Origin of the sequence: Acidithiobacillus ferrivorans (genome assembly GCF_016250455.1) — a bacterium.
Lineage (GTDB): Bacteria > Pseudomonadota > Gammaproteobacteria > Acidithiobacillales > Acidithiobacillaceae > Acidithiobacillus > Acidithiobacillus ferrivorans.
Genome location: NZ_CP059488.1, coordinates 291317 through 314067, shown reverse-complemented (window position 1 = coordinate 314067; position 22751 = coordinate 291317). Strand labels below are relative to the sequence as shown.

General features: G+C 56.6%; 21 protein-coding genes and 1 pseudogene. 19 read left to right on the top strand and 3 right to left on the bottom strand.

Annotated elements, in window-relative coordinates; genetic code table 11:
* Positions 1-8 precede the first annotated feature (8 nt).
* The 14 genes from H2515_RS01555 (at position 9) to H2515_RS01485 (ending at position 10340) form a co-directional block, all read left to right on the top strand.
* A complete protein-coding gene (locus H2515_RS01555; RefSeq protein ID WP_198660771.1) occupies positions 9-185 on the top strand; it encodes a CopG family ribbon-helix-helix protein in 177 nt (58 codons plus the stop codon).
* Positions 186-244: 59 nt separating this feature from the next.
* Complete coding sequence (gene relB, locus H2515_RS01550) at positions 245-472, top strand: type II toxin-antitoxin system RelB family antitoxin (RefSeq protein WP_198660770.1); 228 nt, start codon at positions 245-247, stop codon at positions 470-472.
* 95 nt (positions 473-567) lie between these two features.
* Entirely contained in the window at positions 568-960 is a 393-nt protein-coding gene (locus H2515_RS01545) for a clan AA aspartic protease (RefSeq protein WP_198660769.1), read from the top strand.
* Positions 957-1865: a hypothetical protein gene (locus H2515_RS01540; protein ID WP_198660768.1), complete on the top strand. Its 909-nt coding sequence runs from the start codon at positions 957-959 to the stop codon at positions 1863-1865. Before H2515_RS01545 ends, H2515_RS01540 begins: the two co-directional genes overlap by 4 nt.
* Positions 1866-2409: 544 nt before the next feature.
* Positions 2410-3774 carry an RNA-guided endonuclease IscB gene (iscB, locus tag H2515_RS01535; protein ID WP_198660767.1) on the top strand — a complete coding sequence of 455 codons (1365 nt, stop codon included), beginning with the start codon at positions 2410-2412 and terminating at the stop codon, positions 3772-3774.
* Positions 3775-4687: 913 nt separating this feature from the next.
* Positions 4688-5962, top strand: coding sequence for a hypothetical protein (locus H2515_RS01525; RefSeq protein WP_198660765.1), 1275 nt, complete (start codon positions 4688-4690; stop codon positions 5960-5962).
* Positions 5962-7227: a hypothetical protein gene (locus H2515_RS01520; protein ID WP_198660764.1), complete on the top strand. Its 1266-nt coding sequence runs from the start codon at positions 5962-5964 to the stop codon at positions 7225-7227. The genes H2515_RS01525 and H2515_RS01520 overlap by 1 nt, the downstream gene beginning before the upstream one ends.
* On the top strand, positions 7221-7475 hold the full coding sequence (locus tag H2515_RS01515; protein ID WP_064219489.1) for a hypothetical protein: 255 nt from the start codon (positions 7221-7223) through the stop codon (positions 7473-7475). The genes H2515_RS01520 and H2515_RS01515 overlap by 7 nt, the downstream gene beginning before the upstream one ends.
* Positions 7468-8001, top strand: coding sequence for a hypothetical protein (locus H2515_RS01510; protein WP_064219488.1), 534 nt, complete (start codon positions 7468-7470; stop codon positions 7999-8001). Before H2515_RS01515 ends, H2515_RS01510 begins: the two co-directional genes overlap by 8 nt.
* Complete coding sequence (locus tag H2515_RS01505) at positions 7998-8348, top strand: hypothetical protein (protein ID WP_198660763.1); 351 nt, start codon at positions 7998-8000, stop codon at positions 8346-8348. The genes H2515_RS01510 and H2515_RS01505 overlap by 4 nt, the downstream gene beginning before the upstream one ends.
* 8 nt (positions 8349-8356) lie before the next feature.
* A complete protein-coding gene (locus H2515_RS01500; RefSeq protein ID WP_198660762.1) occupies positions 8357-8566 on the top strand; it encodes a hypothetical protein in 210 nt (69 codons plus the stop codon).
* A 41-nt stretch (positions 8567-8607) separates the two neighbouring features.
* Positions 8608-8898 (top strand): hypothetical protein, encoded by a 291-nt coding sequence (locus H2515_RS01495; RefSeq protein WP_198660761.1) that lies wholly within the window; start codon positions 8608-8610, stop codon positions 8896-8898.
* Positions 8899-9681, top strand: a complete 783-nt coding sequence (locus H2515_RS01490; RefSeq protein ID WP_198660760.1) for a hypothetical protein — start codon at positions 8899-8901, stop codon at positions 9679-9681.
* Complete coding sequence (locus H2515_RS01485) at positions 9678-10340, top strand: nuclease-related domain-containing protein (protein WP_198660759.1); 663 nt, start codon at positions 9678-9680, stop codon at positions 10338-10340. The genes H2515_RS01490 and H2515_RS01485 overlap by 4 nt, the downstream gene beginning before the upstream one ends.
* Positions 10341-10653: 313 nt before the next feature.
* Here H2515_RS01485 and ltrA read toward each other — a convergent pair whose 3' ends face one another.
* On the bottom strand, positions 10654-11979 hold the full coding sequence (ltrA, locus tag H2515_RS01480) for a group II intron reverse transcriptase/maturase (RefSeq protein WP_232821497.1): 1326 nt from the start codon (positions 11977-11979) through the stop codon (positions 10654-10656).
* Positions 11980-12550: 571 nt separating this feature from the next.
* Here ltrA and H2515_RS01475 point away from each other — a divergent pair.
* From H2515_RS01475 to H2515_RS01455, 5 genes and pseudogenes are all read left to right on the top strand, one after another.
* Positions 12551-13426 (top strand): tyrosine-type recombinase/integrase, encoded by an 876-nt coding sequence (locus H2515_RS01475; RefSeq protein ID WP_198660758.1) that lies wholly within the window; start codon positions 12551-12553, stop codon positions 13424-13426.
* Between the two features lie 87 nt (positions 13427-13513).
* Positions 13514-14628: pseudogene (locus tag H2515_RS01470) on the top strand (IS91 family transposase).
* Positions 14629-15563: 935 nt separating this feature from the next.
* Positions 15564-16484, top strand: a complete 921-nt coding sequence (locus H2515_RS01465) for an extracellular solute-binding protein (protein WP_232821496.1) — start codon at positions 15564-15566, stop codon at positions 16482-16484.
* A 96-nt stretch (positions 16485-16580) separates the two neighbouring features.
* Positions 16581-17909, top strand: coding sequence for an OprD family porin (locus H2515_RS01460; RefSeq protein ID WP_198660757.1), 1329 nt, complete (start codon positions 16581-16583; stop codon positions 17907-17909).
* Positions 17910-18049: 140 nt separating this feature from the next.
* Positions 18050-18256 (top strand): TOBE domain-containing protein, encoded by a 207-nt coding sequence (locus H2515_RS01455; protein WP_198660756.1) that lies wholly within the window; start codon positions 18050-18052, stop codon positions 18254-18256.
* A gap of 867 nt (positions 18257-19123) precedes the next feature.
* On the opposite strand, the gene H2515_RS01450 is transcribed toward H2515_RS01455, so the two are convergent.
* Together H2515_RS01450 and H2515_RS01445 are read right to left on the bottom strand one after the other, a co-directional pair.
* Positions 19124-20155 carry an IS110 family RNA-guided transposase gene (locus H2515_RS01450; RefSeq protein WP_064218521.1) on the bottom strand — a complete coding sequence of 344 codons (1032 nt, stop codon included), beginning with the start codon at positions 20153-20155 and terminating at the stop codon, positions 19124-19126.
* A gap of 463 nt (positions 20156-20618) precedes the next feature.
* Positions 20619-22643, bottom strand: coding sequence for a copper-translocating P-type ATPase (locus tag H2515_RS01445; protein ID WP_198660755.1), 2025 nt, complete (start codon positions 22641-22643; stop codon positions 20619-20621).
* Between the last annotated feature and the right edge of the window lie 108 nt (positions 22644-22751).

The following is a 22751-nucleotide window of genomic DNA, read 5'->3' as shown; positions in this document are numbered from 1 at the left end:
TGGCTGAAATGACGGGACGCAGCCGTTCCTGGTTGGCGATGGAGGCCATCAAGGAATACCTGGAAAGAGAACAATGGCAGGTGTCCCAGATTCGTGAAGCGATTGCGGAAGCGGATGCCGGGGATTTTGCTTCTCAGGAGGAAGTTGCTGCGGTATTCGGCAAGTGGACATCTCGTGCAGGTTAGGTTTCTTCGGAAAGCCCTACGGGATCTCAATGATAAATTTAGCGCATAAGGGAAACGTCATGCCCATATCCATCAGACTGCCGGAAGAAATCGAACACCGGCTTAACGAACTGGCCGCCCGTACCGGGCGCAGCAAGACCTTCTACGCGACCGAGGCCATCCAGGAGCATCTGGATGACCTGGAGGATTTGTACCTGGCGGAGCAGGCGCTGATTGAGGTTCGTGCGGGTCGCTCCGAAACGATCCCACTCGAAGAGGTCATGCGCCAGTATGGCATGGAGAGTTGATTTGTCCGGCCTGGCTCGAAAAAACCTCGCTGAAATGGATCCGCCCGCAGCCCGAAGGATCCTAAACTTTAGGAAATAGGAAAGGGAGAAAACCCGTGGGTATAACGCATACGACGATCCCGCTTGGTAACCCCGTAAAGCGGGAACTTGCCCCACTGGAGGTCAACGCCCTCTCGGATACTGGCGCGCTGCACCTGTGCATGCCGCAGCATGTGGCGATCCTGTTGGATCTTCAGGAACAGGAGAAGCGGGAGGTCACGCTGGCGGATGGTTCCAGACTCCAGGTGCCGTATGTCGGGCCTGTAGAGATTCACTTTGGAAATCGGCGCTGTTTCGTTGGTGCCATGGTGATGGGCGACGAGGCGCTATTGGGCGCTATCCCGATGGAGGATATGGATCTGGTGGTGCGCCCCATGACGCGGGAGGTGATGGTCAATCCGTCCAGCCCCAACATCCCTTTATCCATGGCAAAAGGAGCGGGGCGGTGAAGATCTATCACGTAAAACCTATTATCGCTTCTCTGATCGCTGTAATGCTCGCCGGTTGCGTTTCCGCGCCTTCGATCATGCCGCAGGCGGAACGCACGCAGTATCCAACGCTGCACCGGGCCATGGAGAACACATCCGTTGTTGAACATTGGAAAGGGTGTAGTGGCGGCTGGGGAAATTATTACCGTGAGTGTCAAACGGAGTTTATCAACCAGTCTGTTGGCCCAGTGCCGTTGCTCGTGGCCGCTGTGGGTGCCAAACACCTGCCAACCAGTATGCGACCGCTCAACGACGCGATGGATATCGGCGATATCGTCAATGGAGCCACGATGACGGGGTTTGGGGGCCTCGCTTCCGGCAGCATCGGCCTGGGGCTTTTGGGCCTGCTTTCCGGAGGGGCGTCACCCGATCTGGCCGGGCTCCATCGTTTTCAGTCGGGGAATTTCCTCTATGCGGTTCATTTTGAATCCACAAGAGCGGCGGCCAACTCATTTATTCCCAATGCCGCGATGTTGGAAGCCCAGGTGTCGGCAAAGTCTGGCGGGGCCGTGGTGGGCCATACGTCCTTTCAATTTGACGGTGTAACCTGGAAACCGCATAAGGAGCGCTGGAGAGCCGGGTCAGGATCCTTTGGGATTTTTTACAAGGCGCGTCCAAAAGCAAACGGTGCCGCCATTCAACCATTCGCGGTCTGGGATACCAGACTAAAACCCTTGATGAAGGCTTATGCGGTCACTGATCAGTGGGAATGGGCAACCGGAATCACGCAAAAAGAACGCGATATCAAGGTCAAAACAATCTCGGCGGTCTATCCAGGATGGACGTTCGTGGCATCTGAGGGTGCAGATGTTACGCTTATCTGCACGTCGGGATTTTGCCATACTGGCCCGAATATCAATGGTTAGGCGATCTCGATGAGACGCATAGTAAAGTTGTTTTCGTGCTTATCGGATTAGCTCCCAAAGACATCATATGTGGTGTGAAGCATCTTTCATGAGCACAATCTATTGTATGAGAAATGTTACGTTGGGAGACAACCCGATAAGCACGGTTGTTTTATCTGGCATTCATGGCGGTGGTGTATTTACACGCCGCCAATGCCCATGACTATCCCGGCGAAGCCGAAAGCAAAGTAGGAGATCTTTGGTCAACTACCCCGCCTTGAAGGGGCGGAGCTTGGGGCAAAAGCCACAGGCTGGGTTGACCAGGGGACCGGAGTGATCCGGTAGACGTGTGGCGCAGGTCGTTGAGACCCACTCCGGGATGCTTCCTCAGTCCCGGACACTGGAAGGTGAGAGCAATGCTGGCGAAAGGTAAAGCGCCGAATGTTTCCACCGCCCTCGAAAGAGGGGAGCCGGTGCCACACAGCCCCGAGGGGAGATGAGGCGCAGGCCTCGCGTCACAAGCCGTCCGTAAGGACATGCAGTCAGCAGGACAAAGGAGTAAAAAATGGCCGTATTGGTTTTGGACAAAAGGAAGAAACCGCTCATGCCGTGTTCGGAGAAACGGGCGCGGCTGTTGCTGGAGCGTGGGCGGGCGCGGGTGCATCGCATGGTGCCCTTCACCATCCGGCTGGTGGACCGGTTAGTGGAAAATTCCGTGCTGCAATCTGTCCGGGTGACAGCCGCCCCCGGCAGTAAGACCACGGGGCTAGCTCTGGTGCGGGAGAAGGAGACGGTGGATGCGATCACCGGCGAAGTCTCCCGCACCATCGTGGTGCTGATGCTCCTGGAGTTGCAGCATCGGGGCCATGCGATCCGCGATGCCCTTGTCAGTCGCGGTGCGTTTCGGCGGAGGCGGCGCGGGAATCTGCGTTACCGTCCCGCCCGTTTCGACAACCGCACCAAACCGAAAGGCTGGCTGGCACCGTCGCTGCAACACCGTGTCGATACGACAATGGCGTGGGTGACGCGGCTGCGGCGCTGGGCACCCGTCACGGACCTGTCCACCATGCTGCATCGCTTCGATACCCAACGGCTCCAGAACCCGGAGATCAGCGGGGTGGAATACCAGCAAGGTGAATTGCAGGGCTACGAGGTCCGTGAATACCTGCTGGAGAAGTGGGGCCGCAAATGCGCCTACTGCGATGCGGAGCATACACCCTTGACCATCGACCATATCCACCCGAAAAGCACGGGCGGCAGTGACCGGGTGAGCAATCTCACATTGGCCTGCTTCCCCTGCAACCAGCGCAAGAGCAATCGGGACATAGCGGAGTTTCTGGCGAAAGACCCGAAGCGTCTGGCCCGCATAGAAACGCAGCGGAAAGCGCCACTTCGAGATGCCGCCGCCGTCAACAGCACCCGCTGGGCGTTGTGGGAACGGCTCAAGGCAACGAACCTCGATGTGGAAGCCGCCAGCGGCGGGCGGACGAAATGGAATCGTAAACGGTTCAGCGTACCGAAAGCGCATTGTCTCGACGCCGCATGTACTGGTCCTGTGGATGCGATTCATGGCTGGCGGCAGTCCATGCTCCACATCAAAGCGACAGGTCGCGGCAGCTACCAGCGCACGCGCCTGACGAAGCACGGATTTCCGCGTGGGTACCTGACCCGAAGCAAAAGTGCCTTCGGGTTCCAGACCGGTGACATGGTGAAAGCCGTCGTCACTACCGGCAAGAAAGCGGGCGCTTATCTCGGCCGCGTCGCCATCCGCGCCAGTGGCAGTTTCAACATCCAGACGGCAAAAGGTCTGGTACAGCACATCCATCACCGTTTCTGCACACTGGTTCAGCGTGGTGATGGCTATGGATACAACCTGACGCTTCTCCACCCCGCGCTGAACCACGGGGTTGCCGAAGCAGGAGAACAGTGATGCGAGGCAGGATCAGAGCATTCGCGCTTTTCATAGTGTTATTACACTCCGGATATATTTGGGCCACCACCGGCGATACCGCTCAGCAAGACATCGCCCGCGAGTTTTCGGGAGCGCCGACGACGAACAACAACGGCGCCAATCCCATCGCGGCGCCAACCGACTGTAATGCCGCGTTGCAGCAGGAAGAAGCGGCGGGTCAAATCCCCGCCAATGAGTCCTGCTACTGCCAGGTGGGAGCCACGACGCCGACCTGTGTACAGAATGCGGCAAGCACTTGTCAGGCCATATTGCCGGCAGAGGAATCCCGGCTGGGACCGAATGCCGAGTATTACGAGTGCACCTGTCCGTCCGGGGCGAGCACCCCGTCCTGCCCCAGCTATTACAGCTTGTGTCAGGACAACCTTCAGTATTACCAGAACGCCTCGAATCAGTGTTCTTGCTCGAATCCTTCGACGACGGCGGCACCCTCATGCGTCAGCGATTATTCGCTCTGCGAGAATAATGCCGCACAGTATGAAAATAGCAATACCACCTGTTCATGCTCGCAAACGAGTACCTCGCCAACTTGCTGTACATCGACGACCACGCAGAATTGCTCAACGACACAGCAATGTACGACGACGCAGCAGTGTCAGCAGGTGGCTACGGGTTGGTCCTGCCCGGCGACATATAACGGTGTTCCATTTTTCTCTATGGAGTGCCGGGGTATCAACTCTGAGGTTCACCAAACCAACGAACCACTGAGCTACTGCACCACTCAAACGCCAGATTGCCTATACTCGACCGGCTACTACCTTTACGTGATATCTGCAGGTACTACCTATGGCCAGCAGTGCACTCCAGTGACCACCTGCACACCCGTACAAACCTGCACCCCCGTCACCACCCAATCCTGCATCACGGAGCCCTGATGAAACTCCGCGCCGCCATCCTCTTCGCTCTCTTCGCCGGCCTGCCGGCTGCAAGCCTATCCACCACTGCCCAAGCCGCTTCTGTGTACGGCATCGCCCAGAACGATCTCCAGATGAACACGCTGGGCACACCATACATCCATTCGCGCCATACGGGGCTTATGCCCTACTGGGGGCCATGCGAACGGTGTACGACGCAAATGGTATCCGAGCCCGCCTGTACAGTGGGTTCGCAGCCTCAAACACTCGCAACCTGGACAAACGCCGGTAATAGCTCATGCGGCGGATATGAGAGCGACACGTTTACCGCGACGACGCAGTGTTCCCTCTCTGGCGTGGTGCAGCTCGTCATCACCAATAACAGCTACAACCCGGCGGACACTACGGGGAAGGTAAACTACGGCATCAACATTCCGTTGACCGTTCCGAATGGCGGCAATTACGGCACGCAGCTAAACATGAATGATGTGTTCGGCGGCAATAACTGCTCTCAGAATTTCGATTGGTACCCGTCGTTCGGTATTACCGGAGAAGATGTTAATGGTACCTTCAACGGCTCCATCACCTTCGGCAATTATCTCTCGCCATCGCAGTACGCTCAGAGCCCGACGTTCCCGGTGGTATTCCAGAATTACAAACTGGTATCGGTGCGGACCTGCAAGCAATACGCGCCCACTTCCACCGAATGCCAGACGCCACCGCCCGCCTCCCAACTGAACCAATCCTCCTACGCCTGGGCTTGCAATACGGCGGAAAATGGTTGGCAGAGTGAGGTGTGTACGAACAGCGCCATCGCGAGCTCCGGGGCGCAGTGGATATTCGGAGCAAACGACGGCATCACCGGCACCGCGCAGGCCGGATATTCGGTCATGCAGGCGCAATATGCCAATCCCACAAATGTTGCCATGCCCGCCACGCTCACTTTCGCTGCCGATAACTATGGCTGGGTGTGGATCAATGGTCAGCAGGTGGGGTTTACAAACACCTTCAGCACGCTGACGACGACCAGTATCACACTGCCACCGGGCACCGACACGGTGGATTTCATGGTGATGAACATGCCCAATTCACCCCAGAGCAATCCTACGCAGTTTGAGAATCCGGCGGCGGGGATACTGGCCATAACCAACGGCTCCGGTCAGACGATTCTATCCACTAACGACACGGATTGGACCGTTATCGACAATCCGCCAGCGACACCCAATCCCACACCACAAAGCCTGATCTCTGGCACCGGATACACCCCGCAAAATTGCGCTGCAGGAGGATGCTGATGAAACACGCAATCACGGAAACGGATAATGGGTCCAGGCTCATTGATGCCCAGGGTCATCTCATCAGGACGGCGGACGCCGACCGCAGGCTGCTTCATGTTTTGCCAAAACTGTATGTCGATACGCCGATTCTGCGCCGCTTTATGCGGCCTGAGCATGTGCGGCTTTCCGTCACCGCCGATCAGCCTGAGTTGAACCATCTGCAACCGCCTGGAGGATCCATTCAAGTGACGCAATGCGTGCCGAACAAAGGCTATTTCATCGGAGGATGCCAGGACACGCGCTATGGATGGTTCGTGCGGCTGCCGGACGATCTCGATGTGATTGATCTCGTCTTCCATTGGGACATTGCGGTGGACGCCGCGCATTTACGCCAGCGCATCGAGCACGAGATCAGTCTCAACCTGAACCCAGGTCCTTACAATACATGGTCCATGGATTTGTCCGCCTGGCATCGTGTGCGCCGGTTCGAGCCGGGCAAGCCGCCACTGGTCTTTCAGCCGACCACTCTGCTGTCGGGTGCGGGATTTAATGAGGGGCGCAATGTGGAGGTTATTGACATCCTCCTTGGCGACGAATCTGAGGATGGTGATTTATTCGTGTACGTCGAGTCTTTGGAAATCCCCGCCATCCCCTTTTCGGATCTAGCTTACATCGAGGCGTTCCAGGACAGGCAACTGCATGAGATTTCACGACAAGCGACATTCACCAGGAACAACGATGCGCACCGGGAAAACGCCGTCATAGAAATGCCGAAGGAGGTCTTTGTCTCTGCTGTTCGCGCCGCGAGGGACGTTCCTTTCGACAAGAGCACGCCATATTTCAAGGGGCTCTGCGCGGATCATCCGGCCATGAAAACCCTCTCCGACTGGTGGAATGAGCACGCGCCGGAGCATCGCTGTGCAGCCTTCGCCATGCCCTGGGTGCGGGTAGAAGAGGACGCCGATGAATACTGGTGTGGATACTACGAAACCCCCAACACGGCAATCGCCCCTTTCGCCAAGGAGCAGACGGCCAACGCCCGCGTCGGGGATGGTGTTCTTGTCCAGTTCATGCGCCCGATTACGGAACAGGATTGTGGCCCGCATGGGGTGGACGTTCACCTGGTCAACGGGAATGTCCTTTGGAACGTGGGCGTAGACATCGAGGATGTGAAATCCGGGGAATATGATGAGGCATGGTATTCACTTGAAGCACTGTCTGTTTTCCCGAACCGCTTCCCGGAGATTTGGGGCGCGTTGGCGGAGGAGGCGATAACATGCTGACCGAAGAGCAGAAAAAAGAATGGGGTCGTTGGGCGAAATTGGCCGAGGCGAACGCCCAAAAAATGCTGAAGCCAGGCGATAGGCTGCGCGTAACGAAGTGCCCAGGGACAAAGCGATGGATCACGTTCTCACATTGGGACGGATGCTGGGTCGTTTCCAAGTCGGGGATCGGTGATTATCACCCCGTCAATGTGGATTTTGTTAATGGTCTGCCTGTCGATTTCGCAGGAAGAGGGATTCATGACTGAAGAACAGAAACTCGACATCATAGTCAGCGCCCGGCTTTTTTGGCGTTATTTCTGGCGGATCGCGCTGTTTACCATTGCCGGCATGGTCGGGACTGGCGGCGCTTCGCATTGGTGGATCACAAAAAATCATTACACGGGAGTGCAAGCGCACAACGTAGCAGAGTGGTTCACGCTGGTCTTCCTGATCCTGCTGTTGATTTACGGCATGGGCATCTGGGCGGGGCGACTGGTCACACGCCCCATGACGGTGCATGGTGAACGGATCTCGGTGACGGTCGTGCGGAAGAATGGCCAGCCCATTCACCCATTAGCCAAGGCGCTGGCCTGTTGGTGGGGCTTTAATTGGCGGAACAGCCTAATCTTCGTAGTAGGGACAGGCCTGCTCGGTGCCATTACTAAAAACCCGGATGTCCTGGTAACGGGTTATCTTCTGCTGGTCGTCCTGGGCGGCATTGGCTCGATGTGGTGGTGGATTTTTCATCCACTGGGGAAAATCCACCTGGTACTGCAAAAGGATTCCACATGAGCATCTTGCGGTTCCTGAAAGGCGTCATTTTTCACGGATTGCTGTACAGCGTCGCGGCAAGCGTCCTGGCATGGATACTCATATTTGCTATTGCCGTCTACCGTTACCGTTACATCGGGCACACGCCAGATCATATCCTCTGGCTAGCACCGCACATGATGTCATGGCCGAATGCGCTGGGTAAGGCCGCTTATATCGCCAGCGTTGCGGCCATCATCACCGTTGCTACGGGTCTGGCCCTGACCGTGCTCTTTAACATTGTTAGTGGGCTGGTGATGTTGGTTGCCATTGCTATTTTCAAGACCCGGCATCACGAGACGTTGAGCCAACATACGAAGCGGTTATAGGAGGCATTATGATCTGGTTGCTGGCGGTAATCGGTATCCCAATTCTGGTGGTTTTGATGCTGTTCTTCTCGGCGGCTGAGGATTTCTGGTCGATCATCACCTTCAGGATCGACTTCTCCCGACTTGTCGGCGATCTTCTCCATATTTTGTTTATCGTTGGCGTTGGTATTTTAGCGGAGTTATTCAGCCTGTTCATGCTGATAAAAGACATCCTTTAGGGGCCAAAATGTGTAAGAAACCTATCCATACAGGAGCTAGAATGCTGACCGCGCACGCCATCAAGGCGTTCGTGTTACGCGGGGCGTTATACACCATGTTCATGGCAACGCTGGTGTGGTTTTTTGTGTTTCTCGCGGGGATATATCACTATTTCAGCGTTGAGCACCTGGCCTGGGACGCGGCACTGGAAATTTCAGCGCGGCTCTCCGGCGTTGTGGCACTGGTGATCGCCGTGACCACGTTGACATTGATGTATGCCGTAACCGGGGCGGCGCTGGGGTTTTCATGGATCACCGACAAATTCAAACAAAAAAGAACAGGGAGCGAATAAGTGAGCAATATCATAAAAATATCACCAGGACAGGGGCGGGGTGAAACCTTCGAGCACATTACGCGACTTGCTGCGGACTGGATCTACCGCTTCGGTTATTCCTCACGGGACATCATGGAGAACCATCTTTTTCCATCTGAGAAAACCAAGGGCTTAGTGCGTGCCCTCTTCGCAAAGGGCTGGGCCACCGAGATTCCGTGCTTTTGCGGGGATCCGTCGAAGCGGGATCAGCCCAAGACCGTCATTGTTCTGACACCGCTGGGTGTTGCGCAGTTCCGGGATGAATACGATACCGTCTGGGAATACCCGGAGGTGGCATGGACGCGCTGCGACCTGGTGCGCTGCGACGACCTGCTCTATGTGCAGCAGGCCACGGCAAATAACCTGCGAACCGGCTCCATAGATCAGTTCTGGACGCCACGGATGATACTCGGGGCCGACCCCGAGTATCCGCTTCCCGATACGGAATGGCTGACTCGGACGGGGGAACGCCTGTCTGTGGATGCGGACACCGGGTGCTCTTATCCGTGGCGGCATCGACTGTGCCTCAATCTGAGCATTCGCATGGGTGCCGATCACCCGATCTATAACCGTGCGGCACTTCTATCGACGCAGTACGAGATTGTGGAGGATTACCACGAGCGACTGAAGGCCGGGAAGAAATTACCCATCTGGGCCGATGAGCCAGAGGATTTCGTCCCGCTCGCAGAAGTTGAGGTGCCAGACCTGTCGCGCAAGATGGTGGTGTTCCTCGCGGAAAGCGGACGGGAGATCGTGTTGTGATAGCTGTAGAGCTTGGGGGGTTATTCATTGTCGGGTGGTCGCTGCGCTTGCTACAGCCGTCCATAAAGGGCATGACCGGGGAATGGAAAGTCCGGCAGGCGTTGTCCTGGCAGAAAGCCACCGCACTGAACGACGTGATTATCGCGGATGACCGCGGACTCACCCAGATCGACCATCTGGTGCTGACGCCTGCGGGCATCGTGGTGCTGGAGACCAAGAACTATGGCGGAAAGCTCTACGACCGGGGCCGCAAGCGACCCTGGACGCAATACATCGGTAAGCAGCAGAACCAGATCCACAACCCGCTGGACCAGAACTACCGACATCGCAAGGCGCTGGCCTTTCTGGTGCCGGGTGTGCCCCTTCTGGACTTCGTGGTCCTCGCCGGAAGTGGCAGGTTTGCGGGCGTGGTGCCCCAGGGTGTGCTGACGATCTCCGAGTTGAACCGGAAGATCTGCGAGTTGAACGCGCTGGGGAGCGTTCCGGAATCCCTACAGGATGCGTGGCACACGCTACAGCCGGCGGCCCACACGGACAGCGCCACCCGGCGGGCGCATTTGCGCTCTATTCCAGGCGGTACAGAGGCGATCTGGCGTAGCGGCGCAGGGAAGTGGGGATTGCTTCTGGGGGTGGCCATGGTGGTGGCGGGAATCGTATGAAAAAACAACGGCAATCTGCAAAAAGAGGTTGACTAGCGATCATGAGGTGGTGAAGGGAGAAATGCCTGTGGTGTGCAAGAAGTGGTTGACTGGAGTCATTCTCAATATGTGCCGTTCTGTGCAGAACAGGGTTGAACACGCGGTCGTGGCACTGCCATCAAATTCTCTGCCTGGTGGTTAATCATCCCCAACCTGCGAATGCGAATGACCGGGTCGCAGCGAAGGATAGGGGTAGGAAACGGCGATTGCCGTCCCCTCCCTCCGAACCCGGTGTGCGGTTTTCCCGCGACGGGCTCTCCAGTCAGTTGTTTCCTCATCGGGATTGGCGCGCCAATTGATGGGCTTCGTACATCGTGAACAGCCCAAGATCAGCGAAGAAGGCATTCGGCCATTGTTTGTGATCGCGTAGACATCGACCTTGACCCGGTCGATGCTTCTGCCGTCGCAGCATTGCCCGCAATCGACGACGAACAAGGCCGTCAATTGACGAGAAGGTGAACCGATGGGCATGTTTGAAGTAGCCATACCAGCCTTTAAGAGTCGGGTTGAGAGCTGCAATCACGCAATCAATAGAGTTTCCCTCGTTACGCTTCGTCTTGATGCGGATTTTATCTCGCAAGGACATCAGACTTTTCTTGCGTACCCGACGCTGCCCTGCTTCAAACCGGTAACCCAGAAACTCAAACCCTTGATCCTTTACCCGGCAATCCCCAACATGGGTCTTGTCCGGATGAAGCGTCAATCCGTTCGCACTCACCCAAGCGCGCATGCGAGCCAGCGCAGATTCCGCTTCTTCCCGACTGCGACATAACACCACGGCATCATCGGCGTACCGCACCATCACCAGCCCGGCTTCACGCATTTCTACGTCAAGTTCGTGCAGGTAAATATTGGCGAGCAGAGGGCTAATCACCGCCCCTTGCGGACTACCAGACATCGGCGTCCATCGCTTCATGTCCTCCATGATGTCTTGCTTGAGAAACCGCTGAACGAGCTCCAACACTCCGCCATCTGCAATCCGATTTCCCACTTTCGCGAGAAGAGATGCGTGTGGAATCGTGTCAAAGTAGCTTTGCAAGTCTGCGTCCACCACCCAGCAGTGGCCTGCTTTCAAATACTGATCCACTTCGCGCAGCGCATCTTTGCAGCCCAGACCTTGCCGAAAGCCGTAGCTTCTTGGCTCGAATTCGTGCTCAAAGATCGGCTCGATCACCAGCTTCAGTGCCGCTTGAACCACGCGGTCTTTGACGGCAGGTATACCGAGCGGGCGCCGCCCCTTGCCTTTTGGTATGTACACACGTCTTACCGGTTGCGGGCGATAACTGCCATCCCGCAGTGCTTGCGCCAGTTCGGCCAGATACCAGTCCCGTCCTTGCGCGAATCTCTCCACGCTCATGCGGTCTACACCAGCCGCCCCAGCGTTCCGTTCGACCTGTATCCATCCCAACCCCAACGTTTCGGGGCGCGACACTTTGTCGATCAGACTATGCCATTTGCCTCCCTTAACTCCTGTTTGAAGAGCTGCCAACATAGCTTCTGTCCAGATTGGAGCTGGCACGAATTTCCGCTGCATGCAGCTTCCCAGCGCGCCTGCATCTTGTTTAGTCGTTTCCAACACTGACGATGCTTTGATTTCCATCTCTGCTCTCTCTGGCTTTTGGCTATCAACTTTCCTGCCCCACTTCCCTAATGCGCCTTTTGCTCTGACGCACGTCTCCACGTTACAGCTACTGCTCCGTGTCCGGTACTATTGGGACTCTGACTCCTGCCCGCGTTCACCGCACAGGCAGGTATCCCCGCTTGCTACGTGCCACCTTCCCATCGTTCCGTCCTCAACCACGTTGTACGCCACAGCATCGCTTTATCCGCCACTACAGCGTGCTGCGTTAATTCCAGGCTTCGCCACTTTAGTGCAGGCTCGCCGCAATACCCCGCCGAAACAGGTTCGTCATCCTACGGACCGACAGTTCGCTTCCGGTTACTCCCCACCCCGCCTCGCGACGACGCAGTTACCTTCAGCTACGGAGCTGTGGCCAACTCCGACAGGGACTTTCACCCTGCAAATGGCACGCCCTCGCGGGCGTACACTAAACCGCTGGCGCGGTAGGGTGGCTTCGTTCTGATTTTGTGGGCCATTGTGACAACGTGCCCTCCATTTCCTATGTTGAAAGCTCAGGCAATTCGCCTGCTTTCAGGATAGGAGCAGCGTCATGACCCCTTTGAATCGGGACATTACTCCCCTACGTCAACGCATGATCGATGATATGCGGATGCGCAAACTAGCCCCTAAGACACAAACCGCCTATATCCGAGCCGTGCGGAAATTCGCAGGCTATCTGGGGCGACCACCGGACACGGCGGCAGCGGAAGACCTCCGTTCTTTCCAGTTATACCTCGCCAATCACGGTGTTTCGTCGATCACCGTCAACGCTACCATCACCGGGCTGAAGTTTTTCTTTGAAGTCACGCTTGATCGTGCTGACTGTATGTCAAAGATGCAATCCGTGCCGGTCCCGCGCAGGCTACCCGTGGTATTGAGTCGTGAGGAAGTAGCCCAACTGATCGCCTCCGCCCCAAATTTGAAGTACCAAACCGTCTTCTCGGTCGCCTATGGTGCAGGACTGCGCTCTCATGAGGTGATCTCCCTCAAGGTCGGAGACGTCGATAGCCAGCGCATGGTTCTGCGGGTCGAACAGGGCAAAGGACTACAGGATCGCTACGCCATGCTCTCGCCAGTACTGCTGGAGCGTCTGCGTGCCTGGTGGTGGGCAGCCCACGCACAAGGGAAGATGCTCCGTGGTGGTTGGCTGTTCCCAGGACGCGACCCAAGTCATCCGCTCAGTCCTCGACAAATCAACCGCGCCATACACTTTGCTGCGACTGCGGCAGGGATCAGTAAACGGGTTTCGATGCATACGTTGCGCCATAGTTTCGCCACCCATCTGTTGGAACAGAAAGTCGATATCCGGATCATTCAGGTCCTGCTCGGCCACCGGCGTCTGGAGACCACGGCGCTCTATGCCCATGTGGCCACGGAAATCCTGCGTGAAGTGGTCAGTCCAATCGAGGGCCTGCGCCCCATGTAGGCCATCTCCGTGGAACAGCCCGCCGTAGAGGTCGCGGATATTTTTCGTGCCCATGGGCCTTCCTGGCGACAAGCTCAGCACACCCACTTGAGCCGCAGCCAACTCAAGGTCATGTCCGCCATCGAACAGTGCCGCAGCGCAGCGCTGGGAGGACATCTGCTGCGCTGCACGGAGTGTGCGCATACGGACATCTCTTATAACTCTTGCCGCAACCGGCATTGCCCGAAATGCCAAGCCAGCGCGGCTCGACGCTGGCTGGAGGCACGGCAAACCGAGCTGCTGCCAGTGGATTATTATCATGTGGTATTCACCCTGCCAGCACCCATCAGCGCGATCGCTTATTCCAACAAGGCGGTGATGTATCGCCTGCTGTTTAACGTCGCTGCCGAAACACTGGAAACCATTGCGGCCGATCCCCGGCATCTGGGTGCACGCATCGGGGCTACGCTGGTTCTGCACACATGGGGATCGGCGCTGACACATCACCCCCATGTCCATGGTATTGTCCCCGGTGGCGGCTTGTCACTAGACGGCACCCGTTGGGTCGCCTGCAGACCGGGGTTTTCCTACCGGTACGGGTGCTCTCGCGCCTGTTTCGACGGCGCTTTCTCGAAGCGCTCAGCCAGGCGCACCACGCCGGCCAGCTCCAGTTTTTCGGAGAATATGCTGCGCTGGTCGATACCGGCGCCTTCGCCGACTGGCTCGCGCCATTGCGGAACTGCGAATGGGTGGTTTATGCCAAGCGCCCCTTTGCCGGGCCTGCAGCGGTGCTGGCCTATCTATCCCGTTATACGCATCGGGTGGCGATTTCCAACCGGCGCCTCGTGGCCTTTGACGCGCACGGGGTAACCTTCCGCTGGAAAGATTACCGGGCAAAAGGTCGTACTCGTCATAAAATCATGACCCTCAGCACGGACGAGTTCATGCGTCGCTTTCTGATGCATGTTTTACCCAGCGGGTTCCATCGCATTCGCCACTATGGGCTGCTGGCCAACGCCAGGCGCAAGAAAAACCTAGTGCTGGTCCGTAACATTTTGCACGCGACACCCGATGCATCGCCAGAAAACGAGGATACCTCCGCAGGAACAACCACCCAGCCCACCTTCGTCTGCCCGGATTGCGGGGCCGCGATGGTCATCGTCGAGACTCTGGTGCGTGCATCTTCCATCCGTGCACCACCCCGGCATGGAGTTGCGCAATGATTGCCAGCGCCCACCGATACCTACCCTACTGCCCACCGGCGATATATTGGCCAGAGCCAATAAGAGACCCTTGGGCATCGTCCAGAAAACAGCATAATTTTCGCCTGTTGAATCGTAGTGTGCCGACAGAAATCGAGCATATCCGACCACGAGCTGCCCGCCCCGGAGAACAACTCCGTCCACAGTCCTGCCAATCTGGCCTTTTATGCCAGGATATGACGCTTCAAATCCCCATAGCCTGTAGCCTCATCTGAACGTCACGTTTCCCCCCGCGGTTTCCTCCTTCGTGGCTTGTCCGACGCCTGCCCGATAAGTCCCGCAGCACCAGTTGCCGCGTGGGCAGGCATCAGACAACCCTTAGCGTAACCGGACATCCAGAAATTGTTGTCAGTACGCAGTGCGCTTGGGTGACGTTTACCAGGCATAGAAAGACACGTGCTTATCCTGCTGTCTCCCAATGCCACTAAATATGGGGTTCTGTGAAAGCCCCTAAAAACTACACTACGACGACCGACTGGCCTTGCCTAGAAATGCTTGGCGAGGGTAGTGGGTTTGGGAGACAACCGGATAAGGACGGAAAGACAGACGAGTTGATTGACAGATTCAGGGTCATAAATGACTAAAATGTGTCTAGAAATAGAAGCATCACAAAAACGTTCGTTTGTGTGACAAAAAATTGGCATAACAATTGCTTTTGTGATGCGGTATAGCCAGATTTTGGGTATGCAGGTACGCTTTGCGACATCGCGATATTCTGTCATATATATCGAATCTCTCGATGGTTGCTCACTTTTTCTAAAAATGGAGACGTCCAACATGCAAAACAATTGGTCTGCTTTGGTACATCGTTATATGTCACAAAATATAGAGTCGGACCCCCACCTCAAGAATCCAGCCATTACGCCGACGTCAGGGGCGGTCAGGAATCGGTCGGTATGCATGAAAGCACAGCCGCCTGTCATGGCCTTACTCGCCAGTCTGTGGGTGGCGGGCATGGGAACCGCTGTGGCCGCCCCCCCACTCCAGGTCGCCTATGCCGGTTCCATGGGAGCGGTTATGGACAGCATTTGGGTCCTGCCTTCGCCAAAACACACCATGTGACCTACCAAGGAGAAGGACAGGGTGCCTATGGCCTCGCCCACCTCATTGCGGCAAAGAAGCTGCGCACGGACGTATTCATCTCCATTACGCCCGGACCCATTAAGGTGCTGGAAAAGGCCGGGATGGTGAGCAAGGCGGTCCCCGTGGCCAGCACCGCCATGGTCATCGCCTACAGCCCCAAGAGCCGCTATGCCAAAGAGTTTGCAGCCGCAGCCGCTGATAAAATGCCTTGGTACACGGTGCTGGAGAAGCCGGGGATCCAGTTCGGACGCACGGACCCGCAGACGGATCCCCAGGGTCAGAACATCATCTTTACCTTCCTTCTGGCGCAGAAGTACTACCACCAGCCTGAGCTTGTTCAGCGTGTTCTAGGCCCTGTGGAGAACCAAAAGCAGATATTCACCGAAGCCTCGCTGCTAACACGCCTGAAGAGCGGACAGATGGACGCTTCCTCCGGATATGAGAGCGCAGTGAAATCGCTCCATCTTCCCTTTATCATTCTCCCGGACGAAATCAATCTGAGTAATCCAGCCATGGCCAAGGCCTGGTACGACACCGTGCATTTCAGCATGATGGTGGACGGCAAGACCAAGACCCTGCATACCCAGCCTTTGGTGTTCTATGCCGCCGTGCCCAAAGACGCGCCGCATCCAAAATTGGGTGAGGCCTTCATCCGCTTCATGACCAGCAAGGCTGGGCAGGTCATGTTCAAGGAGACGGGCTACAACCCACCCAAAGGGGGCGATCTCTCCTAAAAGGGAATCATGAGGTCCTTAAATGGACCTCTTTTAATGCCTTGCGTCATATTCCGTGAAATATCTCGATACAAATCGTTATCAAGGAAAACTACCATGAGAAAGAGAGCACTTCCCCTTGGGTTCGTGGCCGCCACGACCCTGCTAGCCACCAGCATTCCTGCTCATGCAGAAACCCTCACCCAGTTTTTTCAGAAAAGCCACATCGATGGCCAAATCCGTTCCTATTATTTTAGCCGCCTCTATGGCACACCGAACACGCCCAACGCCAGCGCCTACTCCCTCGCGGGTCGCCTGAATGTCATCACAGCACCGTTTTTGACGGGATTTCGTGTGGGCGTGAGTTTTTATACGGCCAATTCCCTGGGCACGCAGAGCAGCGATCCCGCGCGCATCGATAAAACCTTGATGGGTATTGGTTCCTCCATTAACACCCTGGGGCAGGCCTATCTGCAGTACAGCCAACCCTGGCTAACGGTGCGTGTGGGCGATCAACTGATCAACACCCCCTGGCTCAACCGTGTGGGTGGCCGAGTGATTCCCGTCACCTACCAAGGGGTCTACGCCAAAGTCAGCCCCATCGCGCATCTGAACCTCGTGGGACTCCGAGTTTTTCGCTGGAAAGGTCGCACCTCGAACAACTTTTACCGGGACAACCTCTATTATCCGACGAACTACAATGGGGACGCGCTCTATGCGGGTCCCAATAATCTTCCCAGCACGATACCAGCCGCGAACGGCGCGCTGGCATTTGGCGTGAAATACGCCTTGGATGGCGCTACAGTGCAGTCTTGGTACTACGACTTCTATCATTTCGCCAAGATGTGTTACGGCGCTGGGCAATACATGCTGCATACCAGGACCGGTTTCAATCCCTTTGTGGCCGCCCAGTTCGTGCGGGAATGGGAAAGCAATAACGCCTTCGCCCAAACCGGTACCCAACTGTTCAACCAGCCCGGTGAAACGGTCAACAGCACGGCTTACGGCGTGAAGGCGGGCCTGAAATTTCCCAAAGGCAGCGTCTTCTGGGCCTATGACGCGACGAATCTGCATCCGGGTGCCGTGGGTGGCGGGGCGATCGTTTCTCCCTATACCATCGGGTACACGGCGGACCCCTTGTACGTGGATGCCATGATTCAAGGTTTGGTGGGCGTAGGGCCTGGTCATGGCTGGCGTCTGCGTGCGGCTTATTGGCTCTGGCATCGGCGGATCCATCTCGCGACTGGTTTTTCCCAGTTCAACACCTATTTTACCGGGAACAGCAACTGGACTCACGTTAGCGTGACCTATTTCCCCAAAGGGTTCTTGCAAGGCTTGGCGGTACGGGATCAGTTCGAGGTGGCCAACGGAGGCGTCAATCTCTATCCCGGCAGCGGGAAAAACGCCTTCGTGTATAACCGGGTGATGCTGACGTATAAGTTCTGAGCAAAGAAAGAGCGACTTGGAATTTTCTGCCGCGCGCCTCATCCAGTATCGCTGTGTGAGGCGCGCGTAGCGATGATGTGATGTGCTAAACTTTACTCACGCACTCAAATATCATCCCAATTTCCACTAAGGAAACTCTCATGAAAACCAGCCTACGCAATCACCTGAAAGGAAAAATCGTCAATATCATCAGGGGGGAAGTTGTCTCCGAGATAGAGATAGAAACGGCAGCGGGTACCGTGGCTTCAATAATCACCACGCATAGCCTCGATCATTTAGAATTTAAGGTCGGGGATTCAGCCATCGCGGTGGTTAAGGCCACGGAAGTTGGTGTCGAGAAACCCTAACGATAACCACCTACCCATTACCCAAGCATTCCTGTGTAATGGGAATGTAGCGCGATTTAATTGTGTGGTCACGTCACACCAGACAATTTGCATCAATTTGTCTGGTGGCCGCCGTCCCCGTCTGGACAAACGGCCAAATTTTGCTGAATTCTCCGCCTGCCGAATGAGGGTTATTTTGAAGCAAAAAGGTAAGGCTTATTTTCCTCGCAGTTGCCAGTTGTCATGGTGGTTTCCACCGCCCTCATATCCTTATGAAGGAATCATAGTGCAATTCAGTGAGCCACGTCACTCATTATGTGATCGGTTCCTGAGTACTAACTGGCATATGGGCAACCGAATGACTGCTATCAGTCTGGTCCGGACGATCGGGCTACGGATCACCCAGGCCACTTGGAAAGGTACGGCAGTTCTCAGCACGTGAGCAAGGGCTCGTGAAGGAGCCGGAGGTGGGCGGGTATTTCTGCCTGACACCCCTGGGACCACGTTCGATGGTCACATCCGCTCAGGAAGCGTTGACCGCACCCAGAGCACCGAATGCCACACCGGCCAACAATAATCAACCCATACGTCCGCTGCGTTTGCTCCGTCAGAGTGAAACTTATATGGATGCCTCCTTTTGTGCAAGTCGACTAGACGTCTAGCTTTTTGAGGTCAAAGTGCTGCCTTATATCCGGCCTATTATGCAGTTTTTCCTGCTGGCCCTGATGAAATCCGCTGGAAGGGTCCTTATCTTTATTGCGTCCTTTTTGGGACAAGTTTACTCCAGGTTCACCCTTCCCCGGTCTGACCTGTTATGCCATCAATCATGTCTACCTGCGCAACTCTGAAACTTTAGAATAGTGTGAGTGTCCAGCTACTCAACGGTGATCAAGCGGTAGCCACCGCCGTCGACTTGTAATTCGGGTCAAACTGGCGATTCTTAGCCAGTAAGGCCCAGATCGTTCGCGCCATTTTGTTGGCTTGTGCCACGACGACAACATTGTGGGGCCGTCGGCTGCGTAATTCGTCGATCCAGGGATTTCGATTCCTGGTCTGGCAATTCACCACGGCTCTCGCCCCATGAGCCAGTAGGGTTCGGAGATAGGTGTCCCCACGCTTACTGATGCCCAACAGTCGAACTTTGCCGCCGGTACCACTCTGACGTGGAACCAGTCCCAAGAACGAGGCAAACTCCCGCCCAGAGCGAAAGGACTTCATATCTCCTACTGTGGCTACAATGGCCGTTGCGGTGAGTAATCCCACGCCGGGGATGGCCATCAAACGAGCCACCGCCTCCTGGTTCTTTTTCCATAGGGTCAGGCGCTTCTCGATATCGGCTATGTCCTTGTCGAATTCTTCCAGCCGCTTGCGCTGACGCCGAAAGGTCTCCAGCGCCAGGTCCGATAGCCTGCCCTCCAGTGTTGCGAGCGCCTCAGGGAATTCCTTCAGGCCTTTCTCGCGACCTTGGGGAAGATCTATGCCAAATTCATAGAGCAGCCCCCGGATCTCGTTCACCTGCATGGTCCGGATCTTGACCAGCTGCTCCCGCATGCGATGCAGGGCCAGAACGGACTGCTGCTCCTCGCTTTTGACGGTGACAAAGCGCATATCTGGACGCTGAACAGTTTCCCAGATCGCCGCCGCGTCCGCCGCATCGGTCTTGTTGGTCTTAACGAAGGGGCGCACAAACTGCGCGGCGATTAAGCGCACCTCGTGGCCCAGCTTACGCAGCTCCCTGGCCCAGTAGTGGGCACTGCCACAGGCCTCCATGGCGATAATGCCAGGCTCCCGGTTCACGAAGAACTCAAGGAGTTTGCCACGCCGTACCTGCTTGCGATGGATCTCACCCGTCTCCCAATCCACCCAGTGCAGCTGCATCACTCGTTTTGCCAAATCCATCCCATAAATTGTATTCTGCATCTTGAGTCCTCCTTAACCCATTTGTGGATGAACTTCCACCTTGGCACCTTGATGCCGTTCGGTTCAAGCGAGGACTCCCTGCCCCTGGAGCTCCCCGCTGCCCGTCCTGTAAGGGGAGGCATCCATTACATCTTTATTGTCGAGGTAGTATTTTTTTATCCGTTAAGAGCCGCGCATGGCTCTCTTAAAGATTGCTTCTTGCAATAAACGCTCTGCTGATTACTTGCTGGCCAGCCAGTCTACAACTTTAATATCGAGTACATATCTTTATTTTCCAGTATACGACTTTATTACCAGGTATAGAACATTGTTTTACTTGTACATCAGGATTCCGGCATGCGCGCTGCCTGTCTGGCCGCTTCCAGCCGGAGAGGGGCCAGCACATGCAACCACAGCAGCGTGGCCAGACTGCCGATGGAGTTGCGACAAAGAACGAAAGTTCCCACAAGAATGCAACACTACACTAGGCGGTGAGCCGAACCTTCTGAAGGAGCTTGGCGTTGATGGAAACGATCACGGTGGAAACGGACATCAGGGCCGCCCCCACGGCTGGGGACAACACTATGCCGATGCTGTAGGCCACCCCGGCCGCAAGCGGGATCGCTACGATATTGTAGCCGGCACCCCACCACAGGTTTTGAATCATCTTGCGATAGGTCGCCCGGGAAAGTTCGAGGATGGCCGCCACATCCCGAGGATCGGAACGGACCAGCACGATGTCCGCTGACTCGATGGCGATGTCCGTACCCGCCCCGATGGCGATCCCGACGTCGGCCTCCACCAGGGCGGGGGCGTCGTTGACGCCGTCACCGACCATGGCCACGCGCAATCCCCGCGTTTTTACCTCCTTGATCTTCTCCGCCTTCTGCTCAGGGAGCACTTCGGCGAAATAGTCGTCAAGCCCCATTTCCTGGGCCACCCAGCGGGCCACCGCTGCCGAGTCCCCGGTCAGCATCATCACCTGTACGCCCATCCCCTTCAGCCGCGCGAGGGCTTCCCGCGACTCTGCTCGAATGATATCGGCCAGCGCGACCGCCCCTGCCGGTTTCTCATCGACGAGCAGGTATACCACCGTTTTGCCCTGGGATGCCAAGGCCCCGATCCGCCCATCGCTGACATCGAGGCCGTGCTCCTTGAGATAGCCGGGACTTACGACTTTCACGTTGCGTCCTTCCACGATGGCTTGCGCGCCCTTGCCGGGGATGGCCTTGAATTCCTTGGGAGGCTCGAAGCTTATGCCCCTCTCTTTGGCATCTGCCACGATGCCGGCGGCGATGGGGTGCTCCGACTGGCTTTCGAGGGCTGCGGCGAACCGCACGACCTCATCTTCGGCATATCCGCCCAGCACGACCACATCCGTGACGCCGAACCGCCCCTCCGTCAAGGTCCCGGTCTTGTCGAACACCACCGCCTGTAGTTGGCGCGCCCGCTCAAAAGCAGACCGGTCCCGGATAAGCAGCCCATGCTGCGCCGCCATGGCGGTGGACACGGCGACGACCAGCGGAATCGCTAGGCCCAGAGCATGGGGACAGGCAATCACCATAACTGTGACCATGCGGGCCAGGGCAAACTCGAAGTGCTGGCCAAGGACCAGCCAAGTGGCAAGGGTAAGCCCCCCGACACTCAACGCGGTAAGGGTCAGCACCAGGGCCGCGCGGTCGGCCAGGTCCTGGGTCCGGGAGCGGGACTCCTGTGCCCGGCGCACCATCTCGATGACCTGTGAAAGATAGGTTTCACTGCCGGTCTTGTGGACCTCGACGGTGATACTCGACTCTCCGTTGACCGAACCGCCGATCACTTCGTCGCCGCCCCCCTTCTCCACGGGCTGGCTTTCGCCGGTGAGCATGGCCTGGTTGACGGTGGTTCGCCCCTCGACGATCAGACCATCTGTAGGGATTTTTTCGCCGGGCTTCACCAGCACCCGGTCACCGCGCTGCAGATTGGCGACCGGCACGTCTTTCATACCGTCCGGGGCCACGAGATGAGCCTCGGAAGGCATCATTTGCACCAGTTTTTCCAGTGCGCCGGATGCCCCCATGACCGATTTCATCTCGATCCAGTGGCCGAGCAGCATCACATCGATCAGCGTGGCGAGTTCCCAGAAGAACACTTCGCCCTGAACCCCGAACACGACGGCACTCGAGTAAAAATAGGCCACGCTGATGGCCAGGGCGATCAGCGTCATCATGGCTGGCTTGCGGGTTTCGAGTTCGGCAAACAGCCCCTTCAGGAAGGGCCAGCCGCCGTAGAAATAAACCCCGCTCGATAGTGCGAAAAGCACATAGGACGACCCTGTGAAGGCGAGTGCCGCCTCCAGTCCCAACAGTCGCTGGATAAGCGGCGACAAAAAAAGGATAGGGATCGTCAGGGCCAGTGACACCCAAAACCGCTGCCTGAAATCGGCGATCATGGCGGCATGGTTGTGACCGCCGTGCGCACTGAGATGAGCGGTACCCATCCCTTGTTTCTGATGTCCCGAATGGTCCATAGAGTCCTCTCCTTTTACCGCCGCAGGGCCTTATAATGCCGGTTGCCGGTTGCCGGTTGCCGGTTGCCGGTTGCCGATTGCCAATTGCCAATTGCCAACCTTAGTGCG

Coding starts and splice junctions, on each gene's coding strand:
- H2515_RS01555 (WP_198660771.1), top strand. CDS start 9: ATGACGGGACGCAGCCGTTCCTGGTTGGCGATGGAGGCCATCAAGGAA.
- relB (WP_198660770.1), top strand. CDS start 245: ATGCCCATATCCATCAGACTGCCGGAAGAAATCGAACACCGGCTTAAC.
- iscB (WP_198660767.1), top strand. CDS start 2,410: ATGGCCGTATTGGTTTTGGACAAAAGGAAGAAACCGCTCATGCCGTGT.
- H2515_RS01525 (WP_198660765.1), top strand. CDS start 4,688: ATGAAACTCCGCGCCGCCATCCTCTTCGCTCTCTTCGCCGGCCTGCCG.
- H2515_RS01520 (WP_198660764.1), top strand. CDS start 5,962: ATGAAACACGCAATCACGGAAACGGATAATGGGTCCAGGCTCATTGAT.
- H2515_RS01515 (WP_064219489.1), top strand. CDS start 7,221: ATGCTGACCGAAGAGCAGAAAAAAGAATGGGGTCGTTGGGCGAAATTG.
- H2515_RS01510 (WP_064219488.1), top strand. CDS start 7,468: ATGACTGAAGAACAGAAACTCGACATCATAGTCAGCGCCCGGCTTTTT.
- H2515_RS01505 (WP_198660763.1), top strand. CDS start 7,998: ATGAGCATCTTGCGGTTCCTGAAAGGCGTCATTTTTCACGGATTGCTG.
- H2515_RS01500 (WP_198660762.1), top strand. CDS start 8,357: ATGATCTGGTTGCTGGCGGTAATCGGTATCCCAATTCTGGTGGTTTTG.
- H2515_RS01495 (WP_198660761.1), top strand. CDS start 8,608: ATGCTGACCGCGCACGCCATCAAGGCGTTCGTGTTACGCGGGGCGTTA.
- ltrA (WP_232821497.1), bottom strand. CDS start 11,979: ATGGAAATCAAAGCATCGTCAGTGTTGGAAACGACTAAACAAGATGCA.
- H2515_RS01475 (WP_198660758.1), top strand. CDS start 12,551: ATGACCCCTTTGAATCGGGACATTACTCCCCTACGTCAACGCATGATC.
- H2515_RS01465 (WP_232821496.1), top strand. CDS start 15,564: ATGCATGAAAGCACAGCCGCCTGTCATGGCCTTACTCGCCAGTCTGTG.
- H2515_RS01460 (WP_198660757.1), top strand. CDS start 16,581: ATGAGAAAGAGAGCACTTCCCCTTGGGTTCGTGGCCGCCACGACCCTG.
- H2515_RS01455 (WP_198660756.1), top strand. CDS start 18,050: ATGAAAACCAGCCTACGCAATCACCTGAAAGGAAAAATCGTCAATATC.
- H2515_RS01450 (WP_064218521.1), bottom strand. CDS start 20,155: ATGCAGAATACAATTTATGGGATGGATTTGGCAAAACGAGTGATGCAG.
- H2515_RS01445 (WP_198660755.1), bottom strand. CDS start 22,643: ATGGACCATTCGGGACATCAGAAACAAGGGATGGGTACCGCTCATCTC.